24 protein-coding genes and 2 tRNA genes are annotated in these 24,543 nt (G+C 65.9%); 12 read left to right on the top strand and 14 right to left on the bottom strand.

Translation table 11 applies throughout. The features are described 5' to 3' along the window. The first annotated feature begins 16 nt into the window (after positions 1–16). Complete coding sequence (locus NS6_RS15810; RefSeq protein WP_157112782.1) at positions 17–2,209, top strand: RNA degradosome polyphosphate kinase; 2,193 nt, start codon at positions 17–19, stop codon at positions 2,207–2,209. Continuing rightward, complete coding sequence (locus NS6_RS15805; protein WP_245669372.1) at positions 2,206–3,180, top strand: NUDIX hydrolase; 975 nt, start codon at positions 2,206–2,208, stop codon at positions 3,178–3,180. Before NS6_RS15810 ends, NS6_RS15805 begins: the two co-directional genes overlap by 4 nt. Positions 3,181–3,367: 187 nt before the next feature. Here the strand turns inward: NS6_RS15805 and NS6_RS15800 are convergent, their stop codons facing one another. The 3 genes from NS6_RS15800 to leuC all read right to left on the bottom strand — a co-directional run bounded on the left by NS6_RS15800 (position 3,368) and on the right by leuC (position 6,248). Then, positions 3,368–4,015, bottom strand: coding sequence for an HU family DNA-binding protein (locus tag NS6_RS15800; protein ID WP_068042498.1), 648 nt, complete (start codon positions 4,013–4,015; stop codon positions 3,368–3,370). 155 nt (positions 4,016–4,170) lie between these two features. Further along, the gene (gene leuD, locus NS6_RS15795; RefSeq protein WP_068042496.1) at positions 4,171–4,779 is read right to left on the bottom strand and encodes a 3-isopropylmalate dehydratase small subunit; all 609 of its coding nucleotides are present in this window, start codon (positions 4,777–4,779) and stop codon (positions 4,171–4,173) included. 53 nt (positions 4,780–4,832) lie between these two features. Then, positions 4,833–6,248, bottom strand: coding sequence for a 3-isopropylmalate dehydratase large subunit (gene leuC / locus NS6_RS15790; protein WP_068042494.1), 1,416 nt, complete (start codon positions 6,246–6,248; stop codon positions 4,833–4,835). A gap of 143 nt (positions 6,249–6,391) precedes the next feature. On the opposite strand from leuC, the gene NS6_RS15785 reads away from it, so the two are divergent. The 3 genes from NS6_RS15785 to NS6_RS33935 all read left to right on the top strand — a co-directional run bounded on the left by NS6_RS15785 (position 6,392) and on the right by NS6_RS33935 (position 8,221). Then, positions 6,392–7,093: an IclR family transcriptional regulator gene (locus tag NS6_RS15785; protein WP_068042492.1), complete on the top strand. Its 702-nt coding sequence runs from the start codon at positions 6,392–6,394 to the stop codon at positions 7,091–7,093. Positions 7,094–7,127: 34 nt separating this feature from the next. Further along, positions 7,128–7,655, top strand: a complete 528-nt coding sequence (locus tag NS6_RS15780) for a pyridoxamine 5'-phosphate oxidase family protein (RefSeq protein WP_068042490.1) — start codon at positions 7,128–7,130, stop codon at positions 7,653–7,655. Between the two features lie 62 nt (positions 7,656–7,717). Beyond that, the gene (locus NS6_RS33935; RefSeq protein WP_168443477.1) at positions 7,718–8,221 is read left to right on the top strand and encodes a phosphotransferase-like protein; all 504 of its coding nucleotides are present in this window, start codon (positions 7,718–7,720) and stop codon (positions 8,219–8,221) included. Positions 8,222–8,764: 543 nt separating this feature from the next. Here the strand turns inward: NS6_RS33935 and NS6_RS15770 are convergent. The 4 genes from NS6_RS15770 to NS6_RS15755 form a co-directional block, all read right to left on the bottom strand. After that, positions 8,765–8,837 (bottom strand) — tRNA-Glu (locus tag NS6_RS15770). A gap of 147 nt (positions 8,838–8,984) precedes the next feature. Beyond that, positions 8,985–9,056, bottom strand: a tRNA-Gln gene (locus tag NS6_RS15765). 341 nt (positions 9,057–9,397) lie between these two features. Next, on the bottom strand, positions 9,398–10,873 hold the full coding sequence (gene gltX / locus NS6_RS15760; RefSeq protein WP_068042487.1) for a glutamate--tRNA ligase: 1,476 nt from the start codon (positions 10,871–10,873) through the stop codon (positions 9,398–9,400). Positions 10,874–10,886: 13 nt separating this feature from the next. Continuing rightward, on the bottom strand, positions 10,887–11,648 hold the full coding sequence (locus NS6_RS15755) for a fumarylacetoacetate hydrolase family protein (protein WP_068042484.1): 762 nt from the start codon (positions 11,646–11,648) through the stop codon (positions 10,887–10,889). A 187-nt stretch (positions 11,649–11,835) separates the two neighbouring features. Between NS6_RS15755 and NS6_RS15750 the strand changes: the two genes are divergently transcribed. Next, positions 11,836–13,062 (top strand): MFS transporter, encoded by a 1,227-nt coding sequence (locus NS6_RS15750; protein ID WP_210747120.1) that lies wholly within the window; start codon positions 11,836–11,838, stop codon positions 13,060–13,062. Positions 13,063–13,340: 278 nt separating this feature from the next. Here NS6_RS15750 and NS6_RS15745 read toward each other — a convergent pair whose 3' ends face one another. From NS6_RS15745 to NS6_RS15730, 5 genes are all read right to left on the bottom strand, one after another. Beyond that, on the bottom strand, positions 13,341–13,544 hold the full coding sequence (locus NS6_RS15745; RefSeq protein ID WP_307647737.1) for a hypothetical protein: 204 nt from the start codon (positions 13,542–13,544) through the stop codon (positions 13,341–13,343). Further along, on the bottom strand, positions 13,541–13,783 hold the full coding sequence (locus tag NS6_RS35875; RefSeq protein ID WP_245669378.1) for a hypothetical protein: 243 nt from the start codon (positions 13,781–13,783) through the stop codon (positions 13,541–13,543). Before NS6_RS35875 ends, NS6_RS15745 begins: the two co-directional genes overlap by 4 nt. 108 nt (positions 13,784–13,891) lie before the next feature. Continuing rightward, complete coding sequence (locus NS6_RS15740; protein WP_068042599.1) at positions 13,892–14,899, bottom strand: 3-isopropylmalate dehydrogenase; 1,008 nt, start codon at positions 14,897–14,899, stop codon at positions 13,892–13,894. 170 nt (positions 14,900–15,069) lie between these two features. Beyond that, the gene (serA, locus tag NS6_RS15735; protein ID WP_068042598.1) at positions 15,070–16,668 is read right to left on the bottom strand and encodes a phosphoglycerate dehydrogenase; all 1,599 of its coding nucleotides are present in this window, start codon (positions 16,666–16,668) and stop codon (positions 15,070–15,072) included. A gap of 333 nt (positions 16,669–17,001) precedes the next feature. Next, entirely contained in the window at positions 17,002–17,205 is a 204-nt protein-coding gene (locus NS6_RS15730; RefSeq protein ID WP_068042596.1) for a cold-shock protein, read from the bottom strand. Between the two features lie 344 nt (positions 17,206–17,549). On the opposite strand from NS6_RS15730, the gene NS6_RS15725 reads away from it, so the two are divergent. Both NS6_RS15725 and NS6_RS15720 read left to right on the top strand, forming a co-directional pair. Further along, positions 17,550–17,867 (top strand): hypothetical protein, encoded by a 318-nt coding sequence (locus NS6_RS15725; protein WP_068042480.1) that lies wholly within the window; start codon positions 17,550–17,552, stop codon positions 17,865–17,867. Positions 17,868–18,094: 227 nt separating this feature from the next. Further along, positions 18,095–18,463, top strand: a complete 369-nt coding sequence (locus NS6_RS15720) for a helix-turn-helix domain-containing protein (protein ID WP_068042478.1) — start codon at positions 18,095–18,097, stop codon at positions 18,461–18,463. Positions 18,464–18,695: 232 nt separating this feature from the next. Here NS6_RS15720 and NS6_RS15715 read toward each other — a convergent pair whose 3' ends face one another. Further along, positions 18,696–19,286 (bottom strand): ClpP family protease, encoded by a 591-nt coding sequence (locus NS6_RS15715; RefSeq protein ID WP_068042476.1) that lies wholly within the window; start codon positions 19,284–19,286, stop codon positions 18,696–18,698. 169 nt (positions 19,287–19,455) lie between these two features. Further along, positions 19,456–20,061 carry a ClpP family protease gene (locus tag NS6_RS15710; protein WP_068042473.1) on the bottom strand — a complete coding sequence of 202 codons (606 nt, stop codon included), beginning with the start codon at positions 20,059–20,061 and terminating at the stop codon, positions 19,456–19,458. A gap of 297 nt (positions 20,062–20,358) precedes the next feature. On the opposite strand from NS6_RS15710, the gene urtA reads away from it, so the two are divergent. From urtA to urtD, 4 genes are read left to right on the top strand one after another with little or no spacing between them, the layout of a single operon-like run. Beyond that, positions 20,359–21,663: an urea ABC transporter substrate-binding protein gene (urtA, locus tag NS6_RS15705; protein ID WP_084471087.1), complete on the top strand. Its 1,305-nt coding sequence runs from the start codon at positions 20,359–20,361 to the stop codon at positions 21,661–21,663. A 5-nt stretch (positions 21,664–21,668) separates the two neighbouring features. Beyond that, positions 21,669–22,556, top strand: coding sequence for an urea ABC transporter permease subunit UrtB (gene urtB / locus NS6_RS15700; RefSeq protein ID WP_068042471.1), 888 nt, complete (start codon positions 21,669–21,671; stop codon positions 22,554–22,556). Next, entirely contained in the window at positions 22,553–23,665 is a 1,113-nt protein-coding gene (urtC, locus tag NS6_RS15695) for an urea ABC transporter permease subunit UrtC (RefSeq protein ID WP_068042468.1), read from the top strand. The genes urtB and urtC overlap by 4 nt, the downstream gene beginning before the upstream one ends. Beyond that, positions 23,662–24,543 carry an urea ABC transporter ATP-binding protein UrtD gene (urtD, locus tag NS6_RS15690; protein WP_068042466.1) on the top strand — a complete coding sequence of 294 codons (882 nt, stop codon included), beginning with the start codon at positions 23,662–23,664 and terminating at the stop codon, positions 24,541–24,543. Before urtC ends, urtD begins: the two co-directional genes overlap by 4 nt.

Raw genomic sequence — 24,543 nt, 5'->3', positions numbered from 1 at the left:
ACCCGGTTCGTAGGGGATGATCGTAGGCGTGAGCGATACGGAAACCGTCAAGCAGCAGCAGGTGCTACCCACCCCGCCTCCGGCCGCCACTCAGATCCCTGCCGACGAGCGATCTCCTCGTTTGCCGGCCGATCGCTATCTCAACCGGGAATTGAGCTGGCTCGACTTCAATGCCCGTGTCCTGGCCCTGGCCGAGGACAGTTCGCTGCCGCTGCTGGAACGCGCGAAATTCCTGGCGATCTTCGCCTCGAATCTCGACGAGTTCTATATGGTCCGTGTCGCCGGCCTCAAACGCCGCGCCGAAACCGGGCTTTCCGTGCGCTCGGCCGACGGCCGCTCGCCCAGTGAACAGCTCGAGCTGATCGCGGCCCGAACCCAGGATCTCGCCGTCCGCCACGCCGAGGTGTTTCTCGCCGAGGTGCTGCCCGCGCTCACCGCGGAGGGTATCGAGATCATCGACTGGGATGATCTGCAGGAGCCCGAGCGCGAACGGTTGTCCGCACATTTCCAGGATCAGGTGTTCCCGGTGCTCACACCCCTGGCCGTGGATCCCGCTCACCCGTTCCCTTATATCAGCGGGCTCAGCTTGAATCTCGCGGTCACCGTCCAGGACCAATCCACCGGTGGTGAACATTTCGCCCGCGTGAAAGTCCCCGACAATGTGGACCGGTTCGTGCGGGTGCGCCGGCCCGGTTCCGGTAACGGCGCCTCGATCGCGGCGTTCCTGCCGATGGAAGCGCTGATCGCGGCGCATCTCGATCAGCTGTTCCCAGGGATGACGGTGGTCGAGCACCATTCGTTCCGGATCACCCGCAACGCCGATTTCGAGGTCGACGAGGATCGTGACGAGGATCTGCTGCAGGCGCTGGAACGCGAACTCGCCCGGCGCCGCTTCGGTTCACCGGTGCGGCTCGAGGTGTCCGACGATATGACCGAGCACATGCTCGAACTGCTCCTTCGCGAACTGGAGGTCGACCCGGGGGACGTGATCCAGGTTCCCGGGCTGCTGGACCTGTCCTGCCTGTGGCAGGTGTACGGGGTGGACCGCCCGAATCTCAAGGACGCCCCCTACGTTCCCGCGACCCCGCCGGCATTCGGGGAACGGGAAACCCCGCGCAATGTTTTCGCTGCTTTGCGTGAAGGTGATGTCCTCGTGCACCACCCGTACGATTCGTTCTCCACCAGCGTGCAGCGTTTCATCGAACAGGCCGCCGCCGACCCGCAGGTCCTGGCGATCAAGCAAACCCTGTACCGCACCTCCGGCGATTCCCCCATCGTGAACGCACTCATCGACGCCGCCGAAGCCGGCAAACAGGTAGTGGCGCTGGTGGAGATCAAGGCACGGTTCGACGAGCAGGCCAACATCAAGTGGGCGCGCACGCTGGAACAGGCCGGGGTGCATGTCGTCTACGGCCTGGTCGGGTTGAAAACGCACTGCAAGACCTGCCTGGTGGTGCGCCGCGAGGGCTCGACCATCCGCCGCTATTGCCATATCGGCACCGGTAACTACAACCCCAAGACCGCACGCCTGTACGAGGATGTGGGTCTACTCACTGCGGCACCCGAGATCGGCGCCGATCTCACCGATCTGTTCAATTCGCTCACCGGCTATTCCAGAAAGGCCGATTACCGCAACATCCTGGTTGCCCCGCACGGTATCCGCGCCGGAATCATCTCCCGGATCGAACGTGAGATCGAATTGGCCCGTGACGGCGCGGCGGCACGGATTCGGCTGAAAGCCAACGCCCTTGTCGACGAACAGGTCATCGACGCGCTCTACCGAGCCTCGCAGGCGGGAGTTCCGGTGCAGATCGTGGTCCGCAGTATTTGTGGGTTACGCCCGGGTGTTCCGGGAATGAGCGACAACATCGAAGTGCGGTCGATCCTGGGCCGAGTGCTGGAGCATTCGCGAATTCTCAACTTCGCGGCGCAGGACGAGTTCTGGATCGGCAGCGCCGATATGATGCACCGGAATCTGGACCGCCGAGTAGAGGTCATGGCACAGGTGAAGGACCCGAAACTACGGGAACGACTGGATGGGATCTTCGAATCGGCCTTGCACCCGATGACGCGCTGCTGGGTACTGGATCCCGACGGCAATTGGCAATCCAGCCCCGATCGGGCCGATACCGGACCGGGCGGTGACGCGCTCGAAGTCCGCGACCATCAAGTGGCGCTGATGCGGCTGCGCCGCCCGGATCAGCAGTGAACGCAGTGGACACCACGCATACACCGCCGTCCTATCCGGATCCTCGGACCACAGCCAATATTCATGCCGCCGGCACCGTGCTGTGGCGCCATGCGCCCGATTCGGCCGGCCGGGTGGAGATCGCCGTGATTCGCCGGCCGAAATACGACGACTGGTCGTTGCCGAAGGGGAAACTCGATCCCGGGGAGACCCCTGTCCTGGCCGCAGTCCGCGAAACCGAGGAGGAGACGGGACTGCGGCCCCGGCTGGGCCGCTATCTGGGCAAGGTCACGTATCCGATTCCGGGGCATCGCAGGCTGAAAAGGGTCGATTATTGGACGGCCGAGGTGACCGGCGGAGCGTTCACGGCGAACAACGAAGTCGACGAACTCACCTGGTGCCCGCTGGAGACGGTGATGTCGGCGCTGTCGTATCCGATGGATCGCCAGATCGTCCGGGCGTTCACCCGGCTACCGGCCGATACTCGAACCGCGCTGGTGGTCCGGCACGCCAAGGCCGGTCGCCGCGACCGGTTCCGCGGCCCGGACGAGCACCGTCCGCTCGAATTGGCCGGACATCAGCAGGCGCTCGCCCTGGTGCCCAATCTGCTCGCATTCGGGGCCGGGGAAATCTATTCCGCCGAACCGCTGCGCTGCGTGCAGACCGTGGCGCCGCTGGCCGAAGAACTGGGGGTCGAGGTGGCGGTGGATCCGCTGCTCGGTGATATCGGATACGCCGCGAATGCAGAGAAAGCGCGGGAGCATATCCGGTCGCTGGCCCTGTCCGCCCGGACGGTGCCCGTACTGTGCAGTCAAGGCGACACCGTTCCGGATCTTGTCCGGTGGTGGGCGGAGCGGGACGGAATGCGATTGTCACCCGCCCGAACCCGGAAGGGTTCGGTGTGGGTGTTGTCTTTCGTGGGCGACCGATTGATCGCCGCCGATCACCTGGACCGATCGCTATCGGTCGATACTGCGCCGGCGACCGGGTAGAGCCGAACACTCAACGGCCGTGGAAACGGTCACGCCCCCGGGGATCGCCCGGGGGCTGGTCCGTCCGGCGTTTCGGTTGTGAAGGTCGCGAGCACGCGAGCCGAGATGCGGCACGCGGTCCTCGTCGAGCACCGTTCGCGGGTCGGAAAGCCGTCGGGGATTTCCGCGGCATCCGCGGCAGGGCGAATCAGCGCTTCTTCGCAGCTTTCTTCGCCGTGGTCCGCTTCGCGGTGGTCGCCTTCTTCGTTGCCGGGGTCTTCTTGGCGGTCGCCTTGGCCGTGGTCTTCTTGGCCGTGGCTTTGGCGGGGCTCTTCTTGGCGACGGTCTTCCGGGCCGTCGTCTTGGCGGCTGCCTTCTTGACGGCTGCCTTCTTGGCGGCGGTGCTCTTGGCCGGCGCCTTGGTGGCGGTCTTGCGTGCCGTAGTTTTGGCGGGCGCCTTGGTGGCGGACTTCTTGGCGGTGGTTTTCTTCGCCGTGGTCTTCTTGGCCGTGGATTTCTTGGCCGCCACAGGAGCATTGACACCGCGTTTGACCGCCGGGCCGGTGGCCGCGAGCTTCTGTTTACCCGCGATTACCGCCTTGAACTGGGCACCGGGCCGGAAGGCCGGGACCGAAGTGGGTTTCACCTTGACGGTTTCCCCGGTGCGCGGATTACGTGCGACGCGCGCCGCGCGCTTCCGCTGTTCGAACACACCGAATCCGGTGATGGTGACGCTCTGTCCTTTGTGTACCGCACGCACGATGGTGTCGACCACATGCTCGACTGCCGCGGTGGCCGTGCGCCTGTCAGTACCCAACTTTTCGGTCAGAACGTCGATCAGTTCCGCCTTGTTCATTGAATCCTCCGCAGACTAATGGCCCGTCGTCGGACCGACTAGGTACCACGGTAAACCCACAATGGGCAAGAGTCTATGTGCCACGCCAAAATTCATGTGGCCTAGCACACGCACAGCTACCGCTTCATCCGAGCCCCACTAAGAGGCCGAGAACATTACGCCTGCGAAATAGGTTCGGGAAGGGTCTTTGGTTTCCAACCCGGCCTTGCCTTTTCGAACTCCGCGATCACATCGCCGCGCCGCAGCGTCAGGCCGATGTCGTCCAATCCTTCCAACAGGCGCCACCTCGTGTAGTCGTCAATTTCGAACGGCAACACGACGGTTCCAGCGGTCACCGTGCGCGTCCGGAGGTCGACAACCAATTCCAGTCCGGGCTGTTCCTCGAGCAACTTCCAGAGCATTTCGACATCATTCTGTGACATTCGTGCGGCCACTAGACCGCCCTTGCCTGCATTACCGCGGAAGATGTCGGCGAAACGCGAAGAGATAACTACCCGAAAGCCATAGTCCATGAGCGCCCAGACTGCGTGCTCACGCGACGATCCGGTGCCGAAATCCGGTCCGGCCACGAGTACGGAGCCGCGTGAGTACGGTTCGGTGTTCAGAATGAAGTCCTCGTCGCCCCGCCATGCGGCGAACAGACCGTCTTCGAATCCTGTTCGAGTCACGCGCTTCAGATAGACGGCCGGGATGATCTGATCGGTGTCCACATTGGACCGGCGCAGCGGAACGCCGATCCCCTTGTGCACGGTGAAGGCTTCCATCGTATTTCTCCTGTTTCAGGCTGGTCGTGGGATTCGGAATGCGGCGTGGCGGCTCAGTTCAGATCGGCGGGCGCCGACAACCGGCCGCGCACCGCGGTGGCCGCCGCGACCAATGGCGACACCAGATGGGTGCGACCACCTTTGCCCTGCCGCCCCTCGAAATTCCGGTTGGACGTGGAAGCGCACCGCTGGCCGGGTTCGAGCTGATCGGGGTTCATCCCCAGGCACATCGAGCATCCGGCCTGCCGCCATTCGGCCCCGGCGGCGGTGAATACCTCCCCGAGCCCTTCGGCCTCGGCCTGTTCACGCACCCGCATCGACCCCGGCACCACCAGCATCCGCACCCCGTCGGCGACCTTGCGGCCCTTCAGGACCCCGGCCACGGCCCGCAGGTCCTCGATCCGGCCGTTGGTGCAGGATCCGACGAACACGGTGTCCACCGCGACCTCTCGCAGCGGCATACCCGGGGTCAAATCCATGTATCGCAGCGCCTTCTCCGCCGAGTCGCGGGCGCCTTCATCGGCGATCTGCGCCGGATCCGGCACATTCGCGCCGAGCGGCGAACCTTGCCCCGGGTTGGTGCCCCAGGTGACGAACGGGGTCAGTGTACTTGCGTCGATATGCACTTCCCGGTCGAAAACGGCGTCCTCATCGGTCTTCAGCGCTTCCCATGCCTGCACCGCGGCATCCCAGTCGGCGCCCTGCGGCGCATGCGGCCGGCCTTTCAGGAACTCGTAGGTCGTTTCGTCCGGGGCGATCATCCCGGCTCGCGCCCCGGCCTCGATGGACATATTGCAGATCGTCATCCGCGCTTCCATCGACATTTTCCGAATAGCCTCACCGCGGTACTCGAGCACATATCCCTGCCCGCCGCCGGTACCGATTTCGGCGATCACCGCCAGAATGAGGTCTTTACTGGTGACGTCCGGTGGCAGTTCTCCGTCGACGGTGATCGCCATCGTCTTGAACGGCCGCAGCGACAGCGTCTGAGTGGCCAGTACGTGTTCGACCTCACTTGTCCCGATTCCCATGGCAAGCGCGCCGAAGGCGCCGTGGGTGGAGGTGTGACTGTCCCCGCACACCACGGTTGTTCCGGGCTGGGTCAGGCCCAGTTGCGGGCCGACCACATGCACAATCCCTTGTTCGCGATCGCCCATCGGGTGCAGCCGGATGCCGAATTCGGCGCAGTTACGCCGCAGCGTCTCCACCTGGAGACGCGAAATAGGATCGGCAATCGGTTTGTCGATATCGACGGTGGGGACGTTGTGATCTTCGGTGGCGATGGTGAGATCGGGCCGGCTCACCGGCCGCCCCGCCGCCCGCAGACCGTCGAACGCCTGCGGACTGGTGACCTCGTGCACCAGATGCAGGTCGATGTAGATCAGGTCGGGTTCGCGAGCCTCGCCATCCCCTTCCCCGCGGGCGACGACATGCTCTTCCCATACTTTTTCGGCCAGCGTACGTGGCATTGTTGCGATCACCTTTCAGGCCGGGCATCCGTCCCGGTGAACCGCGGCGGATACGCGCTAGCTGGAATATCGCGACCTCATCCCGTGACCCACCTGGGCTGTTCGTGATGGCATCTCAGAATGCAGGACGCTAATATCGTTGTATGAGACAGCATAGCGGTATCGGCGTTCTGGACAAAGCAGTGGCAGTGCTGTATGCGGTCGCCGAACAGCCCTGCGGCCTCAACGAGTTGTGCGAACGCACCGGCCTGCCTCGCGCCACCGCACACCGCCTCGCGGTAGGGCTGGAAACCCATCGCCTGCTGGCTCGTAACGGCGACGGCGCCTGGCGCCCCGGGCCCGCCCTCGGCGAACTCGCCGCCGGCGCCGCCGATCCGCTGCTCGAGGCCGCGAGCTCTATTCTGCCCCGGCTCCGCGAGATCACCGGCGAAAGTGTGCAGCTGTACTGCCGCGACGGCAGCCAGCGCGTCTGCGTCGCCGCCCTGGAACCACCCGCCGGATTACGCGATACCGTGCCCATCGGTTCCCGGCTGCCGCTCACCGCAGGATCGGCCGCAAAGGTCCTGGTCGCGTGGGCAGATCCCGAATTGCAGCGCAGCATGCTCACCGAGGCCGTATACAACGAACGCACTCTCGCCGATGTCCGCAAACGGGGTTGGGCGCAGAGCGCCGGCGAACGCGCGGCCGGGGTCGCGAGCATCTCGGCACCCGTGCGGGACCAGCAGGGTGCCGTGGTCGCCGCCATATCCGTCTCCGGCCCGATCGACCGGATGGGCCGCCGCCCCGGGGCCCGCTGGGCCGCGGATCTGGTCGCGGCCGCGGATGCCCTGCACCGCCGACTCTGAGCGGTGGGCGTCCGCCGTCACTTATGGTGACCCAATGGGAGTGAACCAACGGTCACAGATCGTCATGACCGACGCCGAGATCACCGATTTCCTCACCCGCAGCCGTGTGGCCACCCTGGCCACCCTGGGTGGTGACGGAAAACCGCACCTCACCGCCATGTGGTACGCGCTGATCGCCGATCCCGGCCGTCCCGATGCCGTCCCCGAACTGTGGTTCGAAACCAAAGGCAAATCCCAGAAAGCCGTCAACCTGCGCCGTAACCCCACCATCACCTGCATGGTCGAGGCAGGCCAGACCTACGACACCCTGCGCGGCGTCTCCATCGAGGGCCGCGCCGAAGTGATCGACGACCCCGAGAAGCTGTTCGCCGTCGGCGTCAGCGTCTGGGAGCGCTACACCGGCCCCTACACCGACGATATGCGCCAGTATGTCGAAGGGATGCTGAACAAGCGCGTCGCAGTCCGCGTGGTTCCCGAACGCATTCGCAGCTGGGACCACCGCAAACTGGGCCTACCCGAAATGCCCCTCGGCGGCTCCACCGCGGGCGCCCTCGACGACTGAGCCCGGAGTGCCCGGGTAGTTCCGATCACCCGGGCAAGCCGCACAATCTCCGGCGAGGTGCGGTGCGCTGGACAACCACCACCGCCCGGTCACCATGGACTGATGAAGACGGACTCCGGCTGTGCGGGCGAGACCGCTCCGGGCCGGACAGTCTTCCTCAACTGCGTCTCGAGCTCGGGAAATCCAACATCGCGCACATACTCCTGACCGACCTTTTCCACATGAGCGTCGACATGTCAGGCGCCGTGTATTCGGAATCCCGGACCTACGAACTCGATCCGAGCCATCTCACCGAAGTCCGCTGCCGGGCCCACGCCGGATTCCACCGCGCTGTCGCCGGTATGGCCCGGACGGGCAACGACATCATCATGGGCCACGTCCTGAGCGGACCGTGGCGCTTATCCGCCCCGTGGGCCGTGATGACCGGTACCGACGTCGTTTTCGGCGGCGTCCACTGCCCACCCGCCGAACTCCGGCGCCGCGAATGCCGCCGCGCAGACCAGTCCCAGGCACAGCGGCACAGCAACCGGATTCGGTCCACGCCCACGGAATCTACGACCTCGTAGTCGATACGGGGCCGCCTCCACCGGTGAGTACTCCGCTGAGATCACGGCATTCCTCGACCGGCTCCGTCGAATCGCACCTCCGACCGACTCCGCGCCGCAACCGGCCGCTGACCTACACACCCAGTCCTTGCCACGGCCGGGTCGACCCACAAGAGGCCCAATTGCGACACCGGCAGCCACGAGAAATAGCCGATGCCGACTGTGTTTTTTATCACTCAGCATGGCCAGGACCTGGCACCCACCGTGTTCGTAGACAACCCGCCGCGAGCCCCCGCACAACCGGCGACGGTTCTGTAGCCGGTCCCGGTTGGCAGGTGGCCCGTTTCGCGCCGCCCACCGGCACCGAAGGCCCACCCGAACGCAACCAACCGCAAAGGGATCCAAGGGGTGCGGCCCCGGCAAGATGTTGGTGAGAATCCCGACCGCCGCGGAGAGGTCCAGGGGCCCGAGCCCGCCTGGCGAGGGCGCGGGGTCGAGCCCCCGCAAAGCATCGCGAATCAGCAAAGGCTCATGCTCTTGATGAGCATGAGCCTGCCAACTGAGTAGCCCCGACGGGATTTGAACCCGCGCTACCGCCTTGAGAGGGCGGCGTCCTAGGCCGCTAGACGACGGGGCCAGGACTTTGATCGACTCCTGGCTGGAGCGGATCGTGGATCTTTCGATCCGAAGCTCGATCAGCGTAACCGACCGGGCTGCGGCGACCAAATCGCCTGGATATTCGTTCCGCACCGCATCTGGAGGATGTAGTAGTGAGCGATTTCCGCTGGGGTACCAGGACTCGAACCTAGAATGGCTGAACCAGAATCAGCTGTGTTGCCAATTACACCATACCCCAATGACCTGGGCTTTCGGGTTCGTCGCTGGCTGCGGCGGCACCGTCGTTCCGGCCGAGAAGAGAGTACCAAACTGTCCGGGGGAAACTACAAATCGGCTGGTCAGAGCGGGGTTGACGGGGCGGTCGGCCTGTTTCGCGGTGGGTCTCGGGTCGATCGGCCCGGCGGGCCGGTCTTTCCGCCGGCCGCGTTCGATCCGGGCGGGCCGAGCGGACAGGCCGGCGCCGACGGTCGCTGTGATTGGCGTCGCTGCGCGGCACGGCGTCCGGTAGCCGGCCGGTTACCGTCGGGCAGCGCTGGAGGGCGGGCCCCGCGCGGTAATCGCCGGGCCCGCCGGGCGGGGTTATTCGCCGGGTGCGACCCATTCGCGTCCGGCGCGCAGCCGGCGCATGGATTCTTCCCGGCCGAGCAGTTCCATGGATTCGTAGAGCGGCGGGCTGATATGTGATCCGGTGACCGCGACCCGTACCGGCGCGAACGCTTTTCTGGGTTTCAGTTCGAGCCGCTCGATGAGCGCTGTTTTCAGTGCTTCTTCTATTTCGGCGGCAGTCCACGTAGTGAGTGGTTCGAGTGCGTCCACGGCCGCGTCCAGAACCGGCCGGCTGGATTCGCCGAGGTTTTTCTTTCCGGCTGCCGGATCGATTCCGAAGTCGGCGGCGGGTGCGAACAGGAATCGGAGCAGATCCCAGGCGTCGGCGAGTACAACTATTCGGGTCTGAACGAGTTCGGCGGCGTCCGCAAATACCTTCTCGTCGATTTCTTCACCGATATATCCGTGCCGGACGAAGTATTCGCGCAACCGTCCAGCGAAATCGGCGGGAGCGAGCATACGGATATGTTCGGCGTTGATCGCGTCGGCTTTTTTCTGGTCGAATCGGGCCGGGTTCGAGTTCACTGTGGAGATGTCGAAGGCGGCGACCATCTCGTCCAGGGTGAAGACGTCGTGGTCGTCGGCGATGCTCCAGCCGAGGAGTGCGAGGTAATTGAGTAGTCCCTCGGGGATGAAACCGCGGTCGCGGTGCAGGAACAGGTTGGATTCGGGGTCGCGCTTGGAGAGTTTCTTGTTGCCCTGTCCCATCACGAAGGGCAGGTGGCCGAATTCCGGAGTGAAATCGGTGACGCCGATACGCTGCAGGGCCGCGTAGAGAGCGAGCTGGCGGGGGGTGGAGGAGAGCAGGTCTTCGCCGCGCAGGACGTGGGTGATTCGCTGTGTCGCGTCGTCGACGGGGTTGACCAGCGTGTAGAGCGGGTCGCCGGTGCCGCGGGTGAGGGCGAAATCGGGGACGGTGCCTGCTTTGAAAGTGGTCTCGCCGCGTACGAGATCGTTCCAGGTGAGATCGGTATCGGGCATACGGAGCCGGACCACGGCACCGCGGCCTGCGGCTTTGTTTTCGGCGATCTGTTCGGGCGTCAGATCTCGGTCGTAATTGTCGTAGCCCAGTTTCGGATCACGTCCGGCCGCCCGGTGGCGTTCTTCGACTTCTGCTGGCGTGGAAAAAGATTCGTACGCTTCGCCGGATTCCAGCAGTTTTCGCACCACGTCGAGGTGGATATCGCGGCGCTGCGATTGCCGGTACGGCGCATAGGGCCCGCCGATTTCGGGGCCCTCGTCCCATTCGAGGCCCAGCCAGCGCAATGCGTCCAGCAGTGCAAGATAGGATTCCTCGGAATCCCGTGCGGCATCGGTGTCTTCGATTCGGAAGACGAAGGTTCCGCCGTGATGTTTGGCGTAGGCCCAGTTGAACAGCGCGGTGCGGATGAGTCCGACATGCGGTGTTCCGGTGGGCGACGGGCAGAATCGGACCCGTACGTTTGTCATGTCTCTCTTTCGTTCAGCGTTTGGCGGCAACAGGATTGGTGAGTGTTCCGATTCCGGCGACGGTCACCGAGACGCTCTGACCGTCTTTCATCGGGCCGACACCTTCGGGTGTGCCGGTGAGGATCACGTCACCGGGCAGCAGTGTCATCACCCGGGTCACCCATTCGATGATTTCCGGAATATCGTGCAGCAGTAGTGATGTGGTGCTGCGCTGCTTCACTTCACCGTCGAGTTCGGTGGTGATCTCGAGGTCGGCCGGATCCAGTTCTGTTTCGATCCAGGGACCGAGCGGGCAGAAGGTGTCGTACCCTTTGGCTCGCGTCCACTGTCCGTCCTGGGCTTGCTGATCGCGGGCGGTGACGTCGTTGGCGACGGTGTAGCCGAGGATCACGTCCTTGGCGCGGGCCGCGGCAACGTCCTTGCAGGGGCGCCCGATCACGACCGCCAGTTCGCCTTCGAAGTCGACCCGGGTGGAGTTGGGCGGCAGCTGGATGGGCACGTTCGGCCCGATGATGGAGGTGTTCGGTTTGATGAAGATCACCGGCTCCTCCGGTGCCTGCCCTCCGAATTCGGCGGCGTGGGCCGCGTAGTTCTTGCCGATGCAGATCACCTTGCTGGCCAGGATGGGGGCGAGCAGGCGGATATCGGCCAGCGGCCAGCTGCGGCCGGTGAACGTCGGAGTGCCGAACGGGTGTTCGGCGATTTCTTTGGCGGTCTCGCCTTCGATGGCGACGAAAGCGACCCCGTCGGGGCTGGCAACTCGACCTAGACGCATGAACGGAGTCTATCCAGCCGGTTTCACCAGCCCGAATGCGCCCGACCGGTCGGCATGTGGACCGGTGAAAAGCGTGACACCTCCTGGTACGACCGCAGCTGGGCGGTGTACGGTGACCGAAGTTCACGATTTGAGAAGCGCTTCCCATATAGTGAGATGCTGCTGCGGTATTCCGAAATGGGGATCTATGGCACACAGTTCACCGGCGGCCACCCGAGCTGCCGAGCCGGGGCACCGGCCGATACCGGTGTCCCCCGCACGCCGCTGGCTCATGCTCGCCCTCGGGGTGTTCGCCCAGACCTCGAGCGCGATCTTCGTCCACGGTGTCCCGTTCCTGCTGCCCGCGCTCACCGCGGGCGGTATGCCGCTGCCGACGGCCGGCCTGCTGGTCGCGCTGCCGACCGTGGGCCTGTGCTGCACCCTTATCGCCTGGGGTTATCTGGTGGACCGGTTCGGCGAACGCATCGCGCTTGTCGCCGGACCGCTGATCATGTGCGCCGCGGGCACCGCGGCCGCCTTCACGACCAGCTATCCCATGCTCGGGATTATGCTGTTCCTCGGCGGTATGGGCGCCGCCAGCACCAATGGCGCCAGCGGCCGGGTGATCGTCGGCTGGTTCCCGCCCGAGCGGCGCGGCCTGGCGATGGGTATCCGGCAGACCGGTCAGCCCATCGGTGTAGGTATCGGCGCATTGTCCATTCCACTGGTCGCCGACAGCGCCGGGGTGGCTCCGGCGCTGTTCGTACCGGCCGTCCTGGCAGGTCTGGCGGCTGCGGGCTGCCTACTGGGCATCGTCGACCCGCCCCGCCCGCCGCGGGCGGACACCGCCGGCGCCAACCCGTACCGCGCCGGCCGGACCCTGTGGCGGATCCACGGCGTGTCCATCCTGCTGGTCATCCCGCAGGGCACCGTCTGGACCTTCGCACTATTGTGGTTGCATCGCGATATCGGCTGGTCGCTGGCCGCCGCCGGCGCCCTCGTCACCGGCACCCAGGTACTCGGCGCACTGGGCCGGATCGGCGCGGGGGCATGGTCCGACCACGTCGGCAGCCGTATGCGTCCACTACGCCTGATCGCCGTCGCCGCGGTCACCTCCATGGCACTACTGGCACTGACCGCCTGGACCGAATGGTGGTGGGTCGCCATCCCGCTGATGGTGATCGCCTCGGTGGTCTCGGTATCCGACAACGGCCTGGCCTTCACGGCCATCGCCGAACTGGCCGGCCCCTACTGGAGTGGCCGCGGCCTCGGCATCCAGAACACCGGCCAGAACCTGATGATCGCCGCGGTACCTCCGGTTTTCGGCGGCCTCGTCACCGCCGCCGGATTCCCCGCGGCCTATTTGGCGGCTGCTGTCCTGGCCGCTGCGGCCGTCCCACTTGTGCCATCGAGTTCGGAGAGCTTCCCGAAGTAGGTGGGCCACCGTCCCGAGGCGAGCCGCCGCCGTGAAGCGCGTCGGCGAACACCGCGAGATCCCGGAACCGGACTCGGGGCCGAGAACTTCGACAGGAGCAGTTTCGAGCGCCGCCGGTGCGCAACCCGCCGTGCGCACCGGCGTTGACCCACGGTCGTCGCGAGCGATAGGGACGACCAAGACGGCGCCGGTGCAATCGGCCGGGCGAGTTCCGGTTGAAACCCACAACAGGACGACAGGTCCGCGGAGCAGGAACCTGGATGGCTATCCCCAACCGCTCAGATATCGATGAGAACCACAGGATCGAAACTCACTCGGATCGTCGAATCGACCTCGACATCGGCAGCGAATTCACTTCCTTCGACAACGACGGGGGCCCACCGGTAGGTACTTCCGTCCAGAATTCCACGGTGAACACGAACCTTTGACCGGTGTTCGACTATCCAGTACTGCGGGATACCCAGCGCTGCATACTCACTCACCTTCCGCACCCTGTCGGTGCGCTCGCTACCGCTGCCGGGTGAGACCACCTCGACCACCACGCCCCCTCGATGATCCGGGACAGCCTGCGCGCGATCCAGTGGTGCCGTGCCCCCGCGGCCACCTCGACCAACCACCCGTCTTCGAGTTCGAACCCCTTACCGTCTTCCGGCAAGTCGTAGAGGTCCAGCACTGTGTAAGGGCCGAAGCCTGCGTCACAGGTGGCATCCCACGCGGTCATGCTGCCCTCCGAGTGCTTGGGCCGTCCATCGGGGATACGCCCAGGTATCCCCGATGGTATCCCGGAGGGGCACCGCGATTTCGTTGCCGAAAGTTCGGAACTGCCGGGTCAGACCGCGGCGGCTATCCGGTCGCCGATCTCGGTGGTCGACGAGCTTCCCGTGCGACCCGCCAGGTCCGCGGCGACCGCGTCCTGGATCCGGGCGGCGGCCGCGGCTTCGCCCTTGTGCTCGAGCAGCAGGGAGACCGAGAGGATGGTGGCGGTCGGGTCGGCCTTGGACTGGCCGGCGATATCGGGTGCACTGCCGTGGACCGGTTCGAACATGCTCGGGTTGGTGCCGGTGGCGTCGATATTGCCGCTGGCGGCCAGGCCGATACCGCCGCTCACCGCGGCGGCGAGGTCGGTGATGATATCGCCGAACAGGTTATCCGTGACGATCACATCGAACCGGGCCGGATCGTTGACCATATGGATGGTGGCTGCGTCGATGTGCTGGTAGGCGACCTCGACGTCGGGGAACTCGGCGCCCACCGCGTCCACCGTGCGCTGCCACAGCGAGCCGGCGAAGGCCAGGACATTGGTCTTGTGCACGAGGGTGAGGTGTTTGCGCCGGGCCTGCGCCTTGGCGAAGGCGTAGCGGACCACGCGTTCGACGCCGAACCGGGTGTTGGTGCTGACCTCGGTGGCGACCTCGTGCGGGGTGTCGACCCGGATGGCGCCACCGGTTCCGGTGTAGGGGCCCTCGGTGCCCTCGCGGACAACCACGAAGTCGATATCCGGGTTTCCGGCGAGCGGACTGCCTACACCCGGGTACAGCTTGGACGGCCGCAGGTTCACGTGATGGTCGAGCGCGAACCGGGTGCGCAGCAGCAGGCCCCGTTCGAGGATTCCGCTGGGCACCGACGGGTCGCCGATCGCGCCGAGCAGGATCGCATCGTGCTGCTTCAGTTCCGGCAGCACCGATTCCGGCAGGACCTCACCGGTGCTGTGGTAGCGCTTGGCTCCGAGATCGTATTCGGTGCGTTGCACGCCGGGCAGCACCACATCGAGCACTTTCAGCGCCTCGGCGACGACCTCCGGACCGATACCGTCACCGGGGATCACGGCGAGCTTCATGACAACCACGCTTTCTGGATACGACGTGCCGCGAGTGACCGCGGCCGGCGGACCGAGCGGCCGCCGCTGGGACAGTGATTCTGCGCCGGTCCGCCCGAGCGCGAACACCCGGGCGGACACGTACGACGTTGCGCGCCACCCATCGCCTGCGACGGCGGCGCACCGCTACATCAGAACAGGTCGACCAGCGCGACCTTGCCGGCACCCACGGCGGCCGCGATATCGGCGCGCACCGAATCGGGCACCTCCTTGTTGACCCGCAACACCACCGTGGCGCCTTCCTTGTTGGCGTCCTGGGTGAGCTGTGCGGCGAGGATATCGATCTCGGCGGCGCCCAGCGCGGTGCCGACCTTGCCGAGCGCGCCCGGCTGGTCCGCGTAGTTGAGAACGGCCAGGTTGATGCCTTCGGCGCGCATATCGTAGTTACGGCCGTTGATGTTGACGATCTTCTCGACCTGGGCCGGTTCGGTGAGCGCGCCGGCGACATTGATCGTGCGGCCGTCGCCGAAGACCGCCCGCAGATCCACCAGGCTGCGGTGGCTGGGGCTTTCGGTGACCGTGGTGACCTCGGCGCTGATCCCGCGGGCCTGCGCGAGCGCCGGAGCGTTGACGAAGGTGACCTGATCGTCGACGTGGGCGGAGAACACGCCACGCAGCGCGGCCAGTTGCAGTACCTCGACCTCCGAGGCGGCCAGCTCGCCGCGGACCTGCACCTCGAGGCTCACCGGCAGTTCGTCGGCCAGCGCACCCAGCAACGCCCCCTGCTTGCGGACCAGATCCAGCCAGGGCGCCACTTCGTCGCCGACGACGCCGCCGGTGACGTTCACCGCGCCGGGAACGAATTCGCCGGCCAGGGCCAGCAACACTGATTTCGCCACATCGGTACCGGCCCGGTCCTGCGCTTCGCTGGTGGAGGCGCCCAGGTGCGGGGTCACCACGACCTGCGGCAGTTCGAACAGCGGACTGTCGGTGCAGGGCTCGGTGTCGTATACGTCGATACCGGCGGCACGCACATGACCGGACTTGACGGCTTCGGCCAGCGCGGCCTCGTCCACCAGTCCACCGCGTGCGGCGTTGACGATGATCACGCCCGGTTTGGTCTTGGCGATCGATTCCTTGCCGAGCAGGCCCTTGGTCTCCGGGGTCTTCGGCAGGTGGATGGAGATGAGGTCGGCCCGCTCCAGCACCTCGTCCAGGGTGAGCAGTTCGATCCCGAGCTGTGCGGCGCGCGCCGGGGAGACATAGGGGTCGTAGGCGACGATCTTGGTCTCGAAGGCCGCGAGGCGCGCGGCGAACAGCTGGCCGATCCGGCCGAGGCCGATCACACCGACCGTCTTGCCGAAGATCTCCACGCCGTTGAAGCTGCTGCGCTTCCAAGTGTGCTCACGCAGGGTCGCGTCGGCGGCCGGGACCTGGCGGGCGGCGCTCAGCATGAGCGTGACGGCGTGTTCGGCGGCGGTGTGGATATTGGAGGTGGGCGCGTTGACGACCATGACACCGCGTTCGGTGGCGGCGGGCACGTCCACATTGTCCAAGCCCACCCCGGCTCGGGCGACGATCTTCAGGTTCTTGCCGGCCTCGAGGACTTCGGCGTCGACGGTGGTGGCGGAACGCACGAGCAGCGCGTCGGCCTCCGGCACCGCCGCCAGCAGGGCGGGCCGATCCGGGCCGTCGACCCAGCGGACCTCGACACCGTCACCGAGCGCATCGACGGTCGACTGGGCGAGCTTGTCGGCGATCAGAACTACAGGACGGCCTGCTTGGCTCACGGTGGGGTTCTCCTGGATGAAGGGGGACGGCCAGTTGACGCGGCCAAGCTTAGTTCCAGCGGATCGGGCGGTGTCCCGCCCCCTCGTGGTCACCTGGGACGGACCCGGCACAACCAGCGCCGACCAGGTGCGGCGGGTGGGCGGAATCACGTTCCACAGGTTCACGCGTCCGCGCAGGGAGTACACCCGGGCGCAGGAGACCGGGACCGGCCGTGGATCGGCAGAAGAGCAGAGTCCACAGGGTGCCCGGCGGGCGAGGCCGGGCAACCGCACCGGAAACGACGAGAGCCCCGCACCGTTGCGGTGCGGGGCTCTGCCATTTCGTCACATCACTCAGATGGCGCGAACGTCCTGAGCCTGCGGACCCTTCTGGCCCTGGCCGATCTCGAACTCCACCCGCTGTCCCTCTTCGAGGGACCGGAAGCCGGAGCCGGCGACTGCCGAGTAATGCACGAATACGTCAGGTCCGCCCCCGTCTTGCGCGATGAAGCCGAAGCCCTTCTCGCTGTTGAACCACTTCACACTGCCTTGAGCCATGATACTTACTTCATACTTTCTGTTGCGAGCCAGCCGGATCTCGGTCGATCCGCCTGATCTCCATGACAACGATGCCACGTCCCGGGAAGTTCCTGCACCTCTGAATCCGCTGATTGTGAGGCAGAACGCGGTGATATCGCGCACGATATGACCGGGCATGGTGGCGCTCGCGCCGGCAGGCCCGCGCCTCGGGGTGAACCCCAGGGATGCCCCGTAGTTCAAAGGGATGATTTCCGCGAAAATCGGTGACATACCGGCACCGATTACGCGAGAGTGAGGGCTCTATCGCCGATTTCGGCGCGGATTCCTTGCCGCGCCGCGGCTGGAGTTCGAGAGGATACGAAGTGTTCCGCACGAAACGAGCGTTCGCGACCCGCCGGGTCGTTATCGCGGGCGCCATTGCCCTACTCCCCTTGGCGGCGCTCGCCGCCCCCGCCGCGGCCGCCCCCGCGGCCCCTGCCCCCGGATACACCGAAGTAGATCGGGATCATCATCGCGATCGCGACCGCGACCGGCATTGGGACCGCGACCGGGATCGAGATCGCGACCGGGGTCACCACCGGGACCGCGACCGGGACTGGGACCGCGGTCACCACAACGGCTGGGACGATTCGGCGGACTGGTTCCGCCATATCCTGCGCGGAGCATTCGGCAGCAGCTGACCGCGCACGGGCCCGCATTCCGGCGAGAATGCGGGCCCGAGCTTTGTCTGCCCCATCAAGAACAGAGCGCCCATTCAAGGACAGGGTGGCGCCTCCCCGGATACACCGAGCCGGTTGCCGCGCAGCACATCCCACCGGCGGCACGGGTTCGGTCAGGTCGCGCGCGACGGTTACGCCCAGAGCGTAACCGGTGTCGACCGGCCCGGCCGCGAACCTAGGCTCGACCCATGACCGAGCCGCGCAGATTGATCGCGATCCCCGGTGGCCGGGACGAGCCGCCGCGCCGGCAGCGGGCGGATGAACCCGAACCACTGTGGCGCGAGGTACTCGGCGGCCGTTTACGCGCCCTGCGCAACGATCAGCGCGAAACCCTGGCGGAAACCGCGCAGCGGGCCGGGATCTCGCCCCAGTACCTTTCCGAGGTCGAACGCGGCCGCAAGGAACCGTCGAGCGAGATGATCGCCGCATTGGCCGGTGCCCTCGGTACTTCTCTCGGGGAACTGACCGAGCAGGTCGCCGGGGAACTCCGCTACCGTCGTCGCCCTGCCGCCGAGGGCCGTGGCACCGCGCAGGCGCCCGTGCTGCGCGCCGCCTGATCGCACGCCCTTCTGCCATAGCCCAGCGACGCGGAGTTCCGGTCGAGCCCAGCGCCGCAGGACGAGCCCTCGTACGAGCAGTCGCCCGGACCGCGCTCCCTCGTCGGAAGGTGCCGGGCCGGACTGTTTCGGTTCGGGGCGAACTGCGTACCACCAGGACACGGAGGTCACCGCAATCGCCGAGCTCGGCCCGAATCCGGTCGACACAGAAGCTGCCCGACCGGCGCCGCCCTCAGCCTCGCGGTGTCAGAACGGTGTCGGCGAGGCCGTAGTCGACGGCGGCCGATGCGGTGAAGACCCGGTCGCGGTCGGTATCGCGCCGGAGTTGTTCGGCGGTCTGCCCGGTGTGCCGGGACAGGATCGACTCGATCTCGGCGCGCATCCGGACCAGTTCGTCGGCCTGCAGGATCAGGTCCGGGATGGCGCCTTGACCGCGGGCGGCCGGTTGATGCAGGACCACCCGGGCGTGCGGGAGCATCGCGCGATGCCCGGCAGCGCCGCCGGCCAGCAGGACCGCGCCGACGGCGATGGCCTGCCCGACACAGGTGGTGTGCACAGGGGCGCCGATGTGCTGAATGGTGTCGTAGACGGCCAGCATCGACGACAGATCGCCGCCTTCGCAGTTGATATAGAACTCGATCTGCTGACCGGGGCTTTCCGATTCCAGATGCAGCAACTGCGCGATGAGCGCGTTGGCGACCCCGGAGTCGATGGGGGTACCGAGGTAGACGATCCGCTCGGCCAGCAGATGTGAATAGATATCGGTGATGCGCTCGCCGCGTGGATGCTGGGCGATCACGTTGGGAATCGTGTAGGTACTCATCGGTTGTCTCCTTCGTGTCCGGGTCGGCAGGGCTCACTCCGGGTGCTGCCTGCTCTTACGTTCTCCACCGGGCCCGGCCGGGCACCGTTCTCGCGGTGCCGCGCGCTACCGGCCACGTTGCCCCTCCCACACGCAAGCAAGGCTCTGCGCTCCGCTACCGCTGCCGTGGTCACGCGGAGATCCCCACGCGCTGGCGTGGCGGGACGACCTGCCCGAATTCGCCGACGATATGGTCGATGAACCCGTATTCCTCGGCTTGGGTGGCGCTGAACCAGCGGTCGTGCAGGGAATCCTCGTAGATCTGGTCGTAGGGTTGGCCGGTGTCCTCGGCGATCAGTCCGAGCACGGTTTCGACGGTGTAGCGCAGATCGCCGGCCTGGACCTCGACATCGACCGCGGTGCCGCCGATTCCGGCCGAACCCTGGTGCATCAGGATGCGGGCGTGCGGCAGCGCGAAGCGTTTTCCGGGGGTTCCCGAGGAGAGCAGGAACTGTCCCGCGCTACAGGCCAGCCCGAGTGCGAGCGTGGAGACGGGGCACGGCACGAGGCGCATGACATCCCGGATGGCGAGCATCGCCGGTACCGATCCGCCCGGGGAGTGGATCCAGAGGGAGATGCCCGCGTCGGCGTCCTCGGCGGCGAGCGTCAGCAGCTGGGTGGCCAGCAGCGTGCCGTTGTCGTCGTCGAGCGGACCGTCGAGCACGAGGATGCGGCGGGCCAGCAGTTGTTCGCGGGCGCGCCAGCCGAACAGCGGGGTTTTATCGTCGTGAGCCATGCCTTCACGGTGCCCGGCCTGCGCGGGAACCGGAACCGCACGCTGCTGTGAGCGGATCTGCTCTCGGCAGCGAAAGGCCGAGCACTCTGCGCGAAGGTCGGTGGCCGGCGCGGACAGCCTGCGTAACCACGACAGCGCCCGCCCGTGCGGAGAGGAAACGGATACCGGGGTTTCACGCTGAGATACGTCACGGAAACACAGCGTCCTTAGCGTAATTCCTCGTATACGCCGCTGTATACAGCGAGCCGATAGCGAGTCAGCGGGCCTGACCTTTTCCGGAGTGGAGGCCGAACGGTCATGAATGCAGCCAGAACCGAAGCACCTACAAGCGCTGCGGCGATCCGCCGGAACGGAGGTGGCCGGCGGCGCAAACTGCTCGCGCTGCCGGTCGCTCTCTGTGTTACCGCGCTGGCCGCGACCGCCTGCGGTAGCTCGGCCTCCGAGCAGGCCGGCACGAGTGCCCAATCCTGTGTCGACACCTCGGGTCCCACGATCAAGGTGGGTTCCCTGAACTCGCTGTCGGGCACCATGGCCATCTCGGAGGTCACCGTCCGGGATTCCATCCGGCTCGCTGTCGATCAGATCAATACCGCCGGTGGGGTGCTCGGCAAGCAGATCGAACTGGTGGGTGAGGACGGCGCCTCGGAGCCCACGGTTTTCGCGGAAAAGGCCGAGAAGCTGATCAGCAGTGATTGTGTCGCTGCGGTTTTCGGGGGCTGGACCTCGTCGAGCCGGAAGGCGATGCTGCCGGTTTTCGAGGACCGCAACGCGCTGCTGTACTACCCGGTGCAGTACGAGGGCCTGGAATCGTCGGAGAACATCTTCTACACCGGCGCCACCACCAACCAGCAGATTGTGCCGGCCCTGGACTATCTGAAGGGCCGCGGCGTGAAATCGCTGTACCTGGTGGGTAGCGACTACGTGTTCCCGCAGACCGCGAATCGCATCATCAAGGCATATGCGGAAGCGAACGGGATCGAGATCAAAGGCGAGGACTACACCCCGCTCGGATCCACCGATTTCTCGACCATCGTCAACAAAGTGCGGGCCGCGGACGCTGACGCGGTGTTCAACACCCTCAACGGCGACTCCAATGTCGCGTTCTTCCGCGAGTACAAGAACGTCGGCCTGACGGCACAGGATATGCCGGTGGTCTCGGTATCGATCGCCGAGGAGGAGGTCGGTGGTATCGGCGTCGGGAACATCGCCGGCCAGCTGACCGCCTGGAACTACTACCAGACCGTCGACAACCCGGTGAACAACTCCTTCGTCGAGGATTACCAGGCGAAATATGGTGCCGCCAAACCCACCTCGGATCCGATGGAGGCCGCCTACACCTCGGTCCACCTGTGGAAGAACACAGTGGAGAAGGCGCAGTCCTTCGCCGTCGCGGATGTGCAGAAAGCGGCCGGCGGTGTGAGTTTCGAGGCACCGGAGGGCACGGTCACGATCAACGGCGAGAACAATCACATCACCAAAACCGCCCGGATCGGCGAGATCCGGCCCGACGGCCTCATCTACAGCATCTGGGATTCCGGCGAGGCCATCGAACCCGACCCGTATCTGGCCGGCTACTCGTGGGCCGAGGGGCTCGGAGGCTGATCTGAATGGAAGCACTTGTCGGGCAGCTTTTCACCGGCCTGAGCCTCGGGTCCATCCTGCTGCTGGCGGCCCTCGGGTTGTCGCTGACCTTCGGGCAGATGGGCGTGATCAACATGGCCCACGGCGCGTTCATCATGGCAGGGTCCTATACGGCCTACACGGTGCAGACGTATCTGGTCTCGAACACCGATATCTCACTGATCGTCTCGCTGTTGGTCGGGTTCCTGGTCGGCGGCCTCATGGGGGTCGTCCTCGAGGTGACGCTGATCAAACGGATGTACGACCGGCCGCTGGACACGCTGCTGGTGACCTTCGGTGTGGGGCTGATCCTGCAGCAGGCGGCCCGGGATATCTTCGGTGCGCCCGCGGTCCGGGTGGTGACGCCGGACTGGCTCGGCGGCGGGGTGGAGATCCTCGGGGCCGTGGTGCCCAAGACCCGGATCTTCATCATGCTGCTCGCAGTGCTGTGCGTGACGGCCATCGCAGTGACCATGAAGTACACCGCGATGGGCCGGCGGATCCGGGCCGTGGTGCAGCATCGTGATCTCGCCGAAACGAGCGGGATCTCCAGCCGCGGCACCGATATCACCACCTTCTTCATCGGTTCCGGACTCGCCGGTGTGGCAGGTGTGGCACTGACGTTGATCGGTTCCACCAGTGCCAATACCGGCGCCAACTATCTGGTCGACGCCTTCCTGGTGGTGGTGATCGGCGGTCTCGGGCAGATCCGGGGCGCGGTACTGGCCGCGGTGGCGCTGGGGCTGCTGAATTCGTTCATCGAATACAGCACCACCGCCTCGGTGGCGAAGGTGATCGTATTCGTCGTCATCGTGATCTTCCTGCAGGTCCGGCCGCAGGGACTGTTCATGATCCGGTCGAGGAGTCTGGTATGAGGGAATTCCTGACCACCCGCTGGAAGGTCTATTCGGGGTTCGCGCTGGCCGCCGTCCTGTTGTTCGCGGTGGCGCCCGCGGTGCTCTCCGATTTCCGGCTCAACCTACTCGGTAAGTTCCTCTGCTTCGGCATCGTCGCGGTCGGGATCGGATTGGCCTGGGGGCGGGGCGGAATGCTCACCCTCGGGCAGGGTGTGTTCTTCGGGCTCGGCGCCTACATCATGGCGATGCACCTGAAAATCTCCGATGCCCGGCTGCGCGGTGATGACGTGCCCGATTTCATGCAGATCGCGGGCATCCGGGACCTGCCGGCGTATTGGATTCCGTTCTCGTCGCCCGTGGTGACGATCCTGGGCATTCTGATCGTTCCGCCGCTGGTGGCGGTTCTGCTCGGGCTCGGCGTGTTCAAACGCAAGGTCAAGGGCGCCTACTTCGCGATCCTGTCGCAGGCGCTGGCCGCTGCCTTCGCCATCCTGCTGGTGGGGCAGCAATCCACCGGCGGCAGTAACGGACTCAACCGGTTCCGCAGCTTCTTCGGGTTGGCGCTCAACGATCCGATCAACCGGCGGCTGCTGTTCTTCATCGCCGCGGGCACTCTGCTGGTGATCGTGGCGCTGGCCCGGCAGCTGATGTACAGCCGGTACGGCGAACTGCTGGTCGCTGTGCGCGATCAGGAGGAGCGGGTGCGGTTCCTCGGCTACGACCCGGCCAATGTGAAGGTGGTCGCGTATGCGGTGGCCGCGCTGTTCGCCGGTATCGCCGGGGCGCTGTTCGTACCGATCGTCGGGATCATCTCCCCCGCCGATATCGGGATCGTGCCTTCCATCGCCTTCCTCATCGGGGTCGCCATCGGTGGCCGCACGACTCTGCTGGGCCCGGTGCTGGGCGCGATCGCGGTGGCCTGGGCGCAGACCAGCCTGTCGGAGAGCTTCCCCTCCGGCTGGGTGTATGCGCAGGGCATCCTCTTCATCGTCGTGGTCGGGTTCTTCCCGGCGGGGCTGGCGGGCCTGGTCACCCTGCTGCGGCGGGACCGGGGTGCGGACGACGATCCGGCATCACCCGGTCCGGCACCACAGCCCGCCGCCGCGACCCCGGTAGGAGTGTCATGACCCAGCAGGAGACGATCACCACCCCGGTGGCCGGTGGGAACGCCGGTATGCACAGCGATTACCTCGAAGTCCGGGGGCTGAGCGTCGAATTCGACGGATTCAAGGCCGTATCGAATGTCGACCTGACCCTCTTCCAGGGTGACCTGCGGTTCCTCATCGGACCCAACGGCGCCGGAAAAACCACCATGATCGACGCGATCACCGGTCTGGTACCGGCCACCGGGTCGGTGCAGAAATCCGGGGTCGAACTACTGGGCAAGAAGGTGCACCAGATAGCCCGGCTGGGTGTGGGCCGCACCTTCCAGACCGCGAGCGTGTTCGAGGAACTGTCGGTTCTGCAGAATTTGGATATCGCCGCCGGGGCCGGCCGGTCGGTCTGGACGATGCTGCGCCGCCGCCCGGCGGAGGTCTCGGAATCGATCGAGCAGGCACTGGAAACGATCGGGCTCAGCAAGTTGCGGAACAAACCCGCCGGAACGCTCGCCCACGGCCAGAAGCAGTGGCTCGAAATCGGCATGCTGCTGGTTCAGAACGCCTCGGTGCTGCTGCTGGACGAACCCGTTGCCGGGATGAGCCAGGAGGAGCGGGAGGAAACCGGGAACCTGTTGCGCCGTATCGGTGGTGAACGCACGGTCGTGGTGGTCGAACACGATATGGATTTCATGCGCAACTTCGCCACCTCGGTGACGGTGCTGGCCCGCGGCGCGATCCTCGCCGAGGGGTCGGTGGCCGAGGTCCAGGCCGATCCCGCCGTGCAGGAGGCGTACCTGGGTACCGCCGCCGGCACCGGTGTGCCGCACCCGGAGCCGGCCGCGGAAGCTGCGGCGAGACGCGACGGCGCCGCATCCTCGCGGGGGTCCGATGGACAAGGAGAGTGA

It is taken from the genome of Nocardia speluncae NBRC 108251, from assembly GCF_001613245.1.
In the GTDB taxonomy this organism is placed as follows: domain Bacteria; phylum Actinomycetota; class Actinomycetes; order Mycobacteriales; family Mycobacteriaceae; genus Nocardia; species Nocardia speluncae.
The sequence above is the reverse complement of the archived record's forward strand: the minus strand, read 5'-3'. Positions and strand labels throughout refer to the sequence as shown.

Bases quoted from the DNA above. Each gene is read 5' to 3' on its own strand.
- NS6_RS15810 (WP_157112782.1), top strand. From the start codon at position 17: ATGATCGTAGGCGTGAGCGATACGGAAACCGTCAAGCAGCAGCAGGTG.
- NS6_RS15800 (WP_068042498.1), bottom strand. From the start codon at position 4,015: ATGAACAAGGCGGAACTGATCGACGTTCTGACCGAAAAGTTGGGTACT.
- leuD (WP_068042496.1), bottom strand. From the start codon at position 4,779: ATGGAAGCCTTCACCGTGCACAAGGGGATCGGCGTTCCGCTGCGCCGG.
- leuC (WP_068042494.1), bottom strand. From the start codon at position 6,248: ATGCCACGTACGCTGGCCGAAAAAGTATGGGAAGAGCATGTCGTCGCC.
- NS6_RS15785 (WP_068042492.1), top strand. From the start codon at position 6,392: ATGAGACAGCATAGCGGTATCGGCGTTCTGGACAAAGCAGTGGCAGTG.
- NS6_RS15780 (WP_068042490.1), top strand. From the start codon at position 7,128: ATGGGAGTGAACCAACGGTCACAGATCGTCATGACCGACGCCGAGATC.
- gltX (WP_068042487.1), bottom strand. From the start codon at position 10,873: ATGACAAACGTACGGGTCCGATTCTGCCCGTCGCCCACCGGAACACCG.
- NS6_RS15755 (WP_068042484.1), bottom strand. From the start codon at position 11,648: ATGCGTCTAGGTCGAGTTGCCAGCCCCGACGGGGTCGCTTTCGTCGCC.
- NS6_RS15750 (WP_210747120.1), top strand. From the start codon at position 11,836: ATGGCACACAGTTCACCGGCGGCCACCCGAGCTGCCGAGCCGGGGCAC.
- NS6_RS35875 (WP_245669378.1), bottom strand. From the start codon at position 13,783: ATGACCGCGTGGGATGCCACCTGTGACGCAGGCTTCGGCCCTTACACA.
- NS6_RS15740 (WP_068042599.1), bottom strand. From the start codon at position 14,899: ATGAAGCTCGCCGTGATCCCCGGTGACGGTATCGGTCCGGAGGTCGTC.
- NS6_RS15730 (WP_068042596.1), bottom strand. From the start codon at position 17,205: ATGGCTCAAGGCAGTGTGAAGTGGTTCAACAGCGAGAAGGGCTTCGGC.
- NS6_RS15720 (WP_068042478.1), top strand. From the start codon at position 18,095: ATGACCGAGCCGCGCAGATTGATCGCGATCCCCGGTGGCCGGGACGAG.
- NS6_RS15715 (WP_068042476.1), bottom strand. From the start codon at position 19,286: ATGAGTACCTACACGATTCCCAACGTGATCGCCCAGCATCCACGCGGC.
- NS6_RS15710 (WP_068042473.1), bottom strand. From the start codon at position 20,061: ATGGCTCACGACGATAAAACCCCGCTGTTCGGCTGGCGCGCCCGCGAA.
- urtA (WP_084471087.1), top strand. From the start codon at position 20,359: ATGAATGCAGCCAGAACCGAAGCACCTACAAGCGCTGCGGCGATCCGC.
- urtB (WP_068042471.1), top strand. From the start codon at position 21,669: ATGGAAGCACTTGTCGGGCAGCTTTTCACCGGCCTGAGCCTCGGGTCC.
- urtC (WP_068042468.1), top strand. From the start codon at position 22,553: ATGAGGGAATTCCTGACCACCCGCTGGAAGGTCTATTCGGGGTTCGCG.
- urtD (WP_068042466.1), top strand. From the start codon at position 23,662: ATGACCCAGCAGGAGACGATCACCACCCCGGTGGCCGGTGGGAACGCC.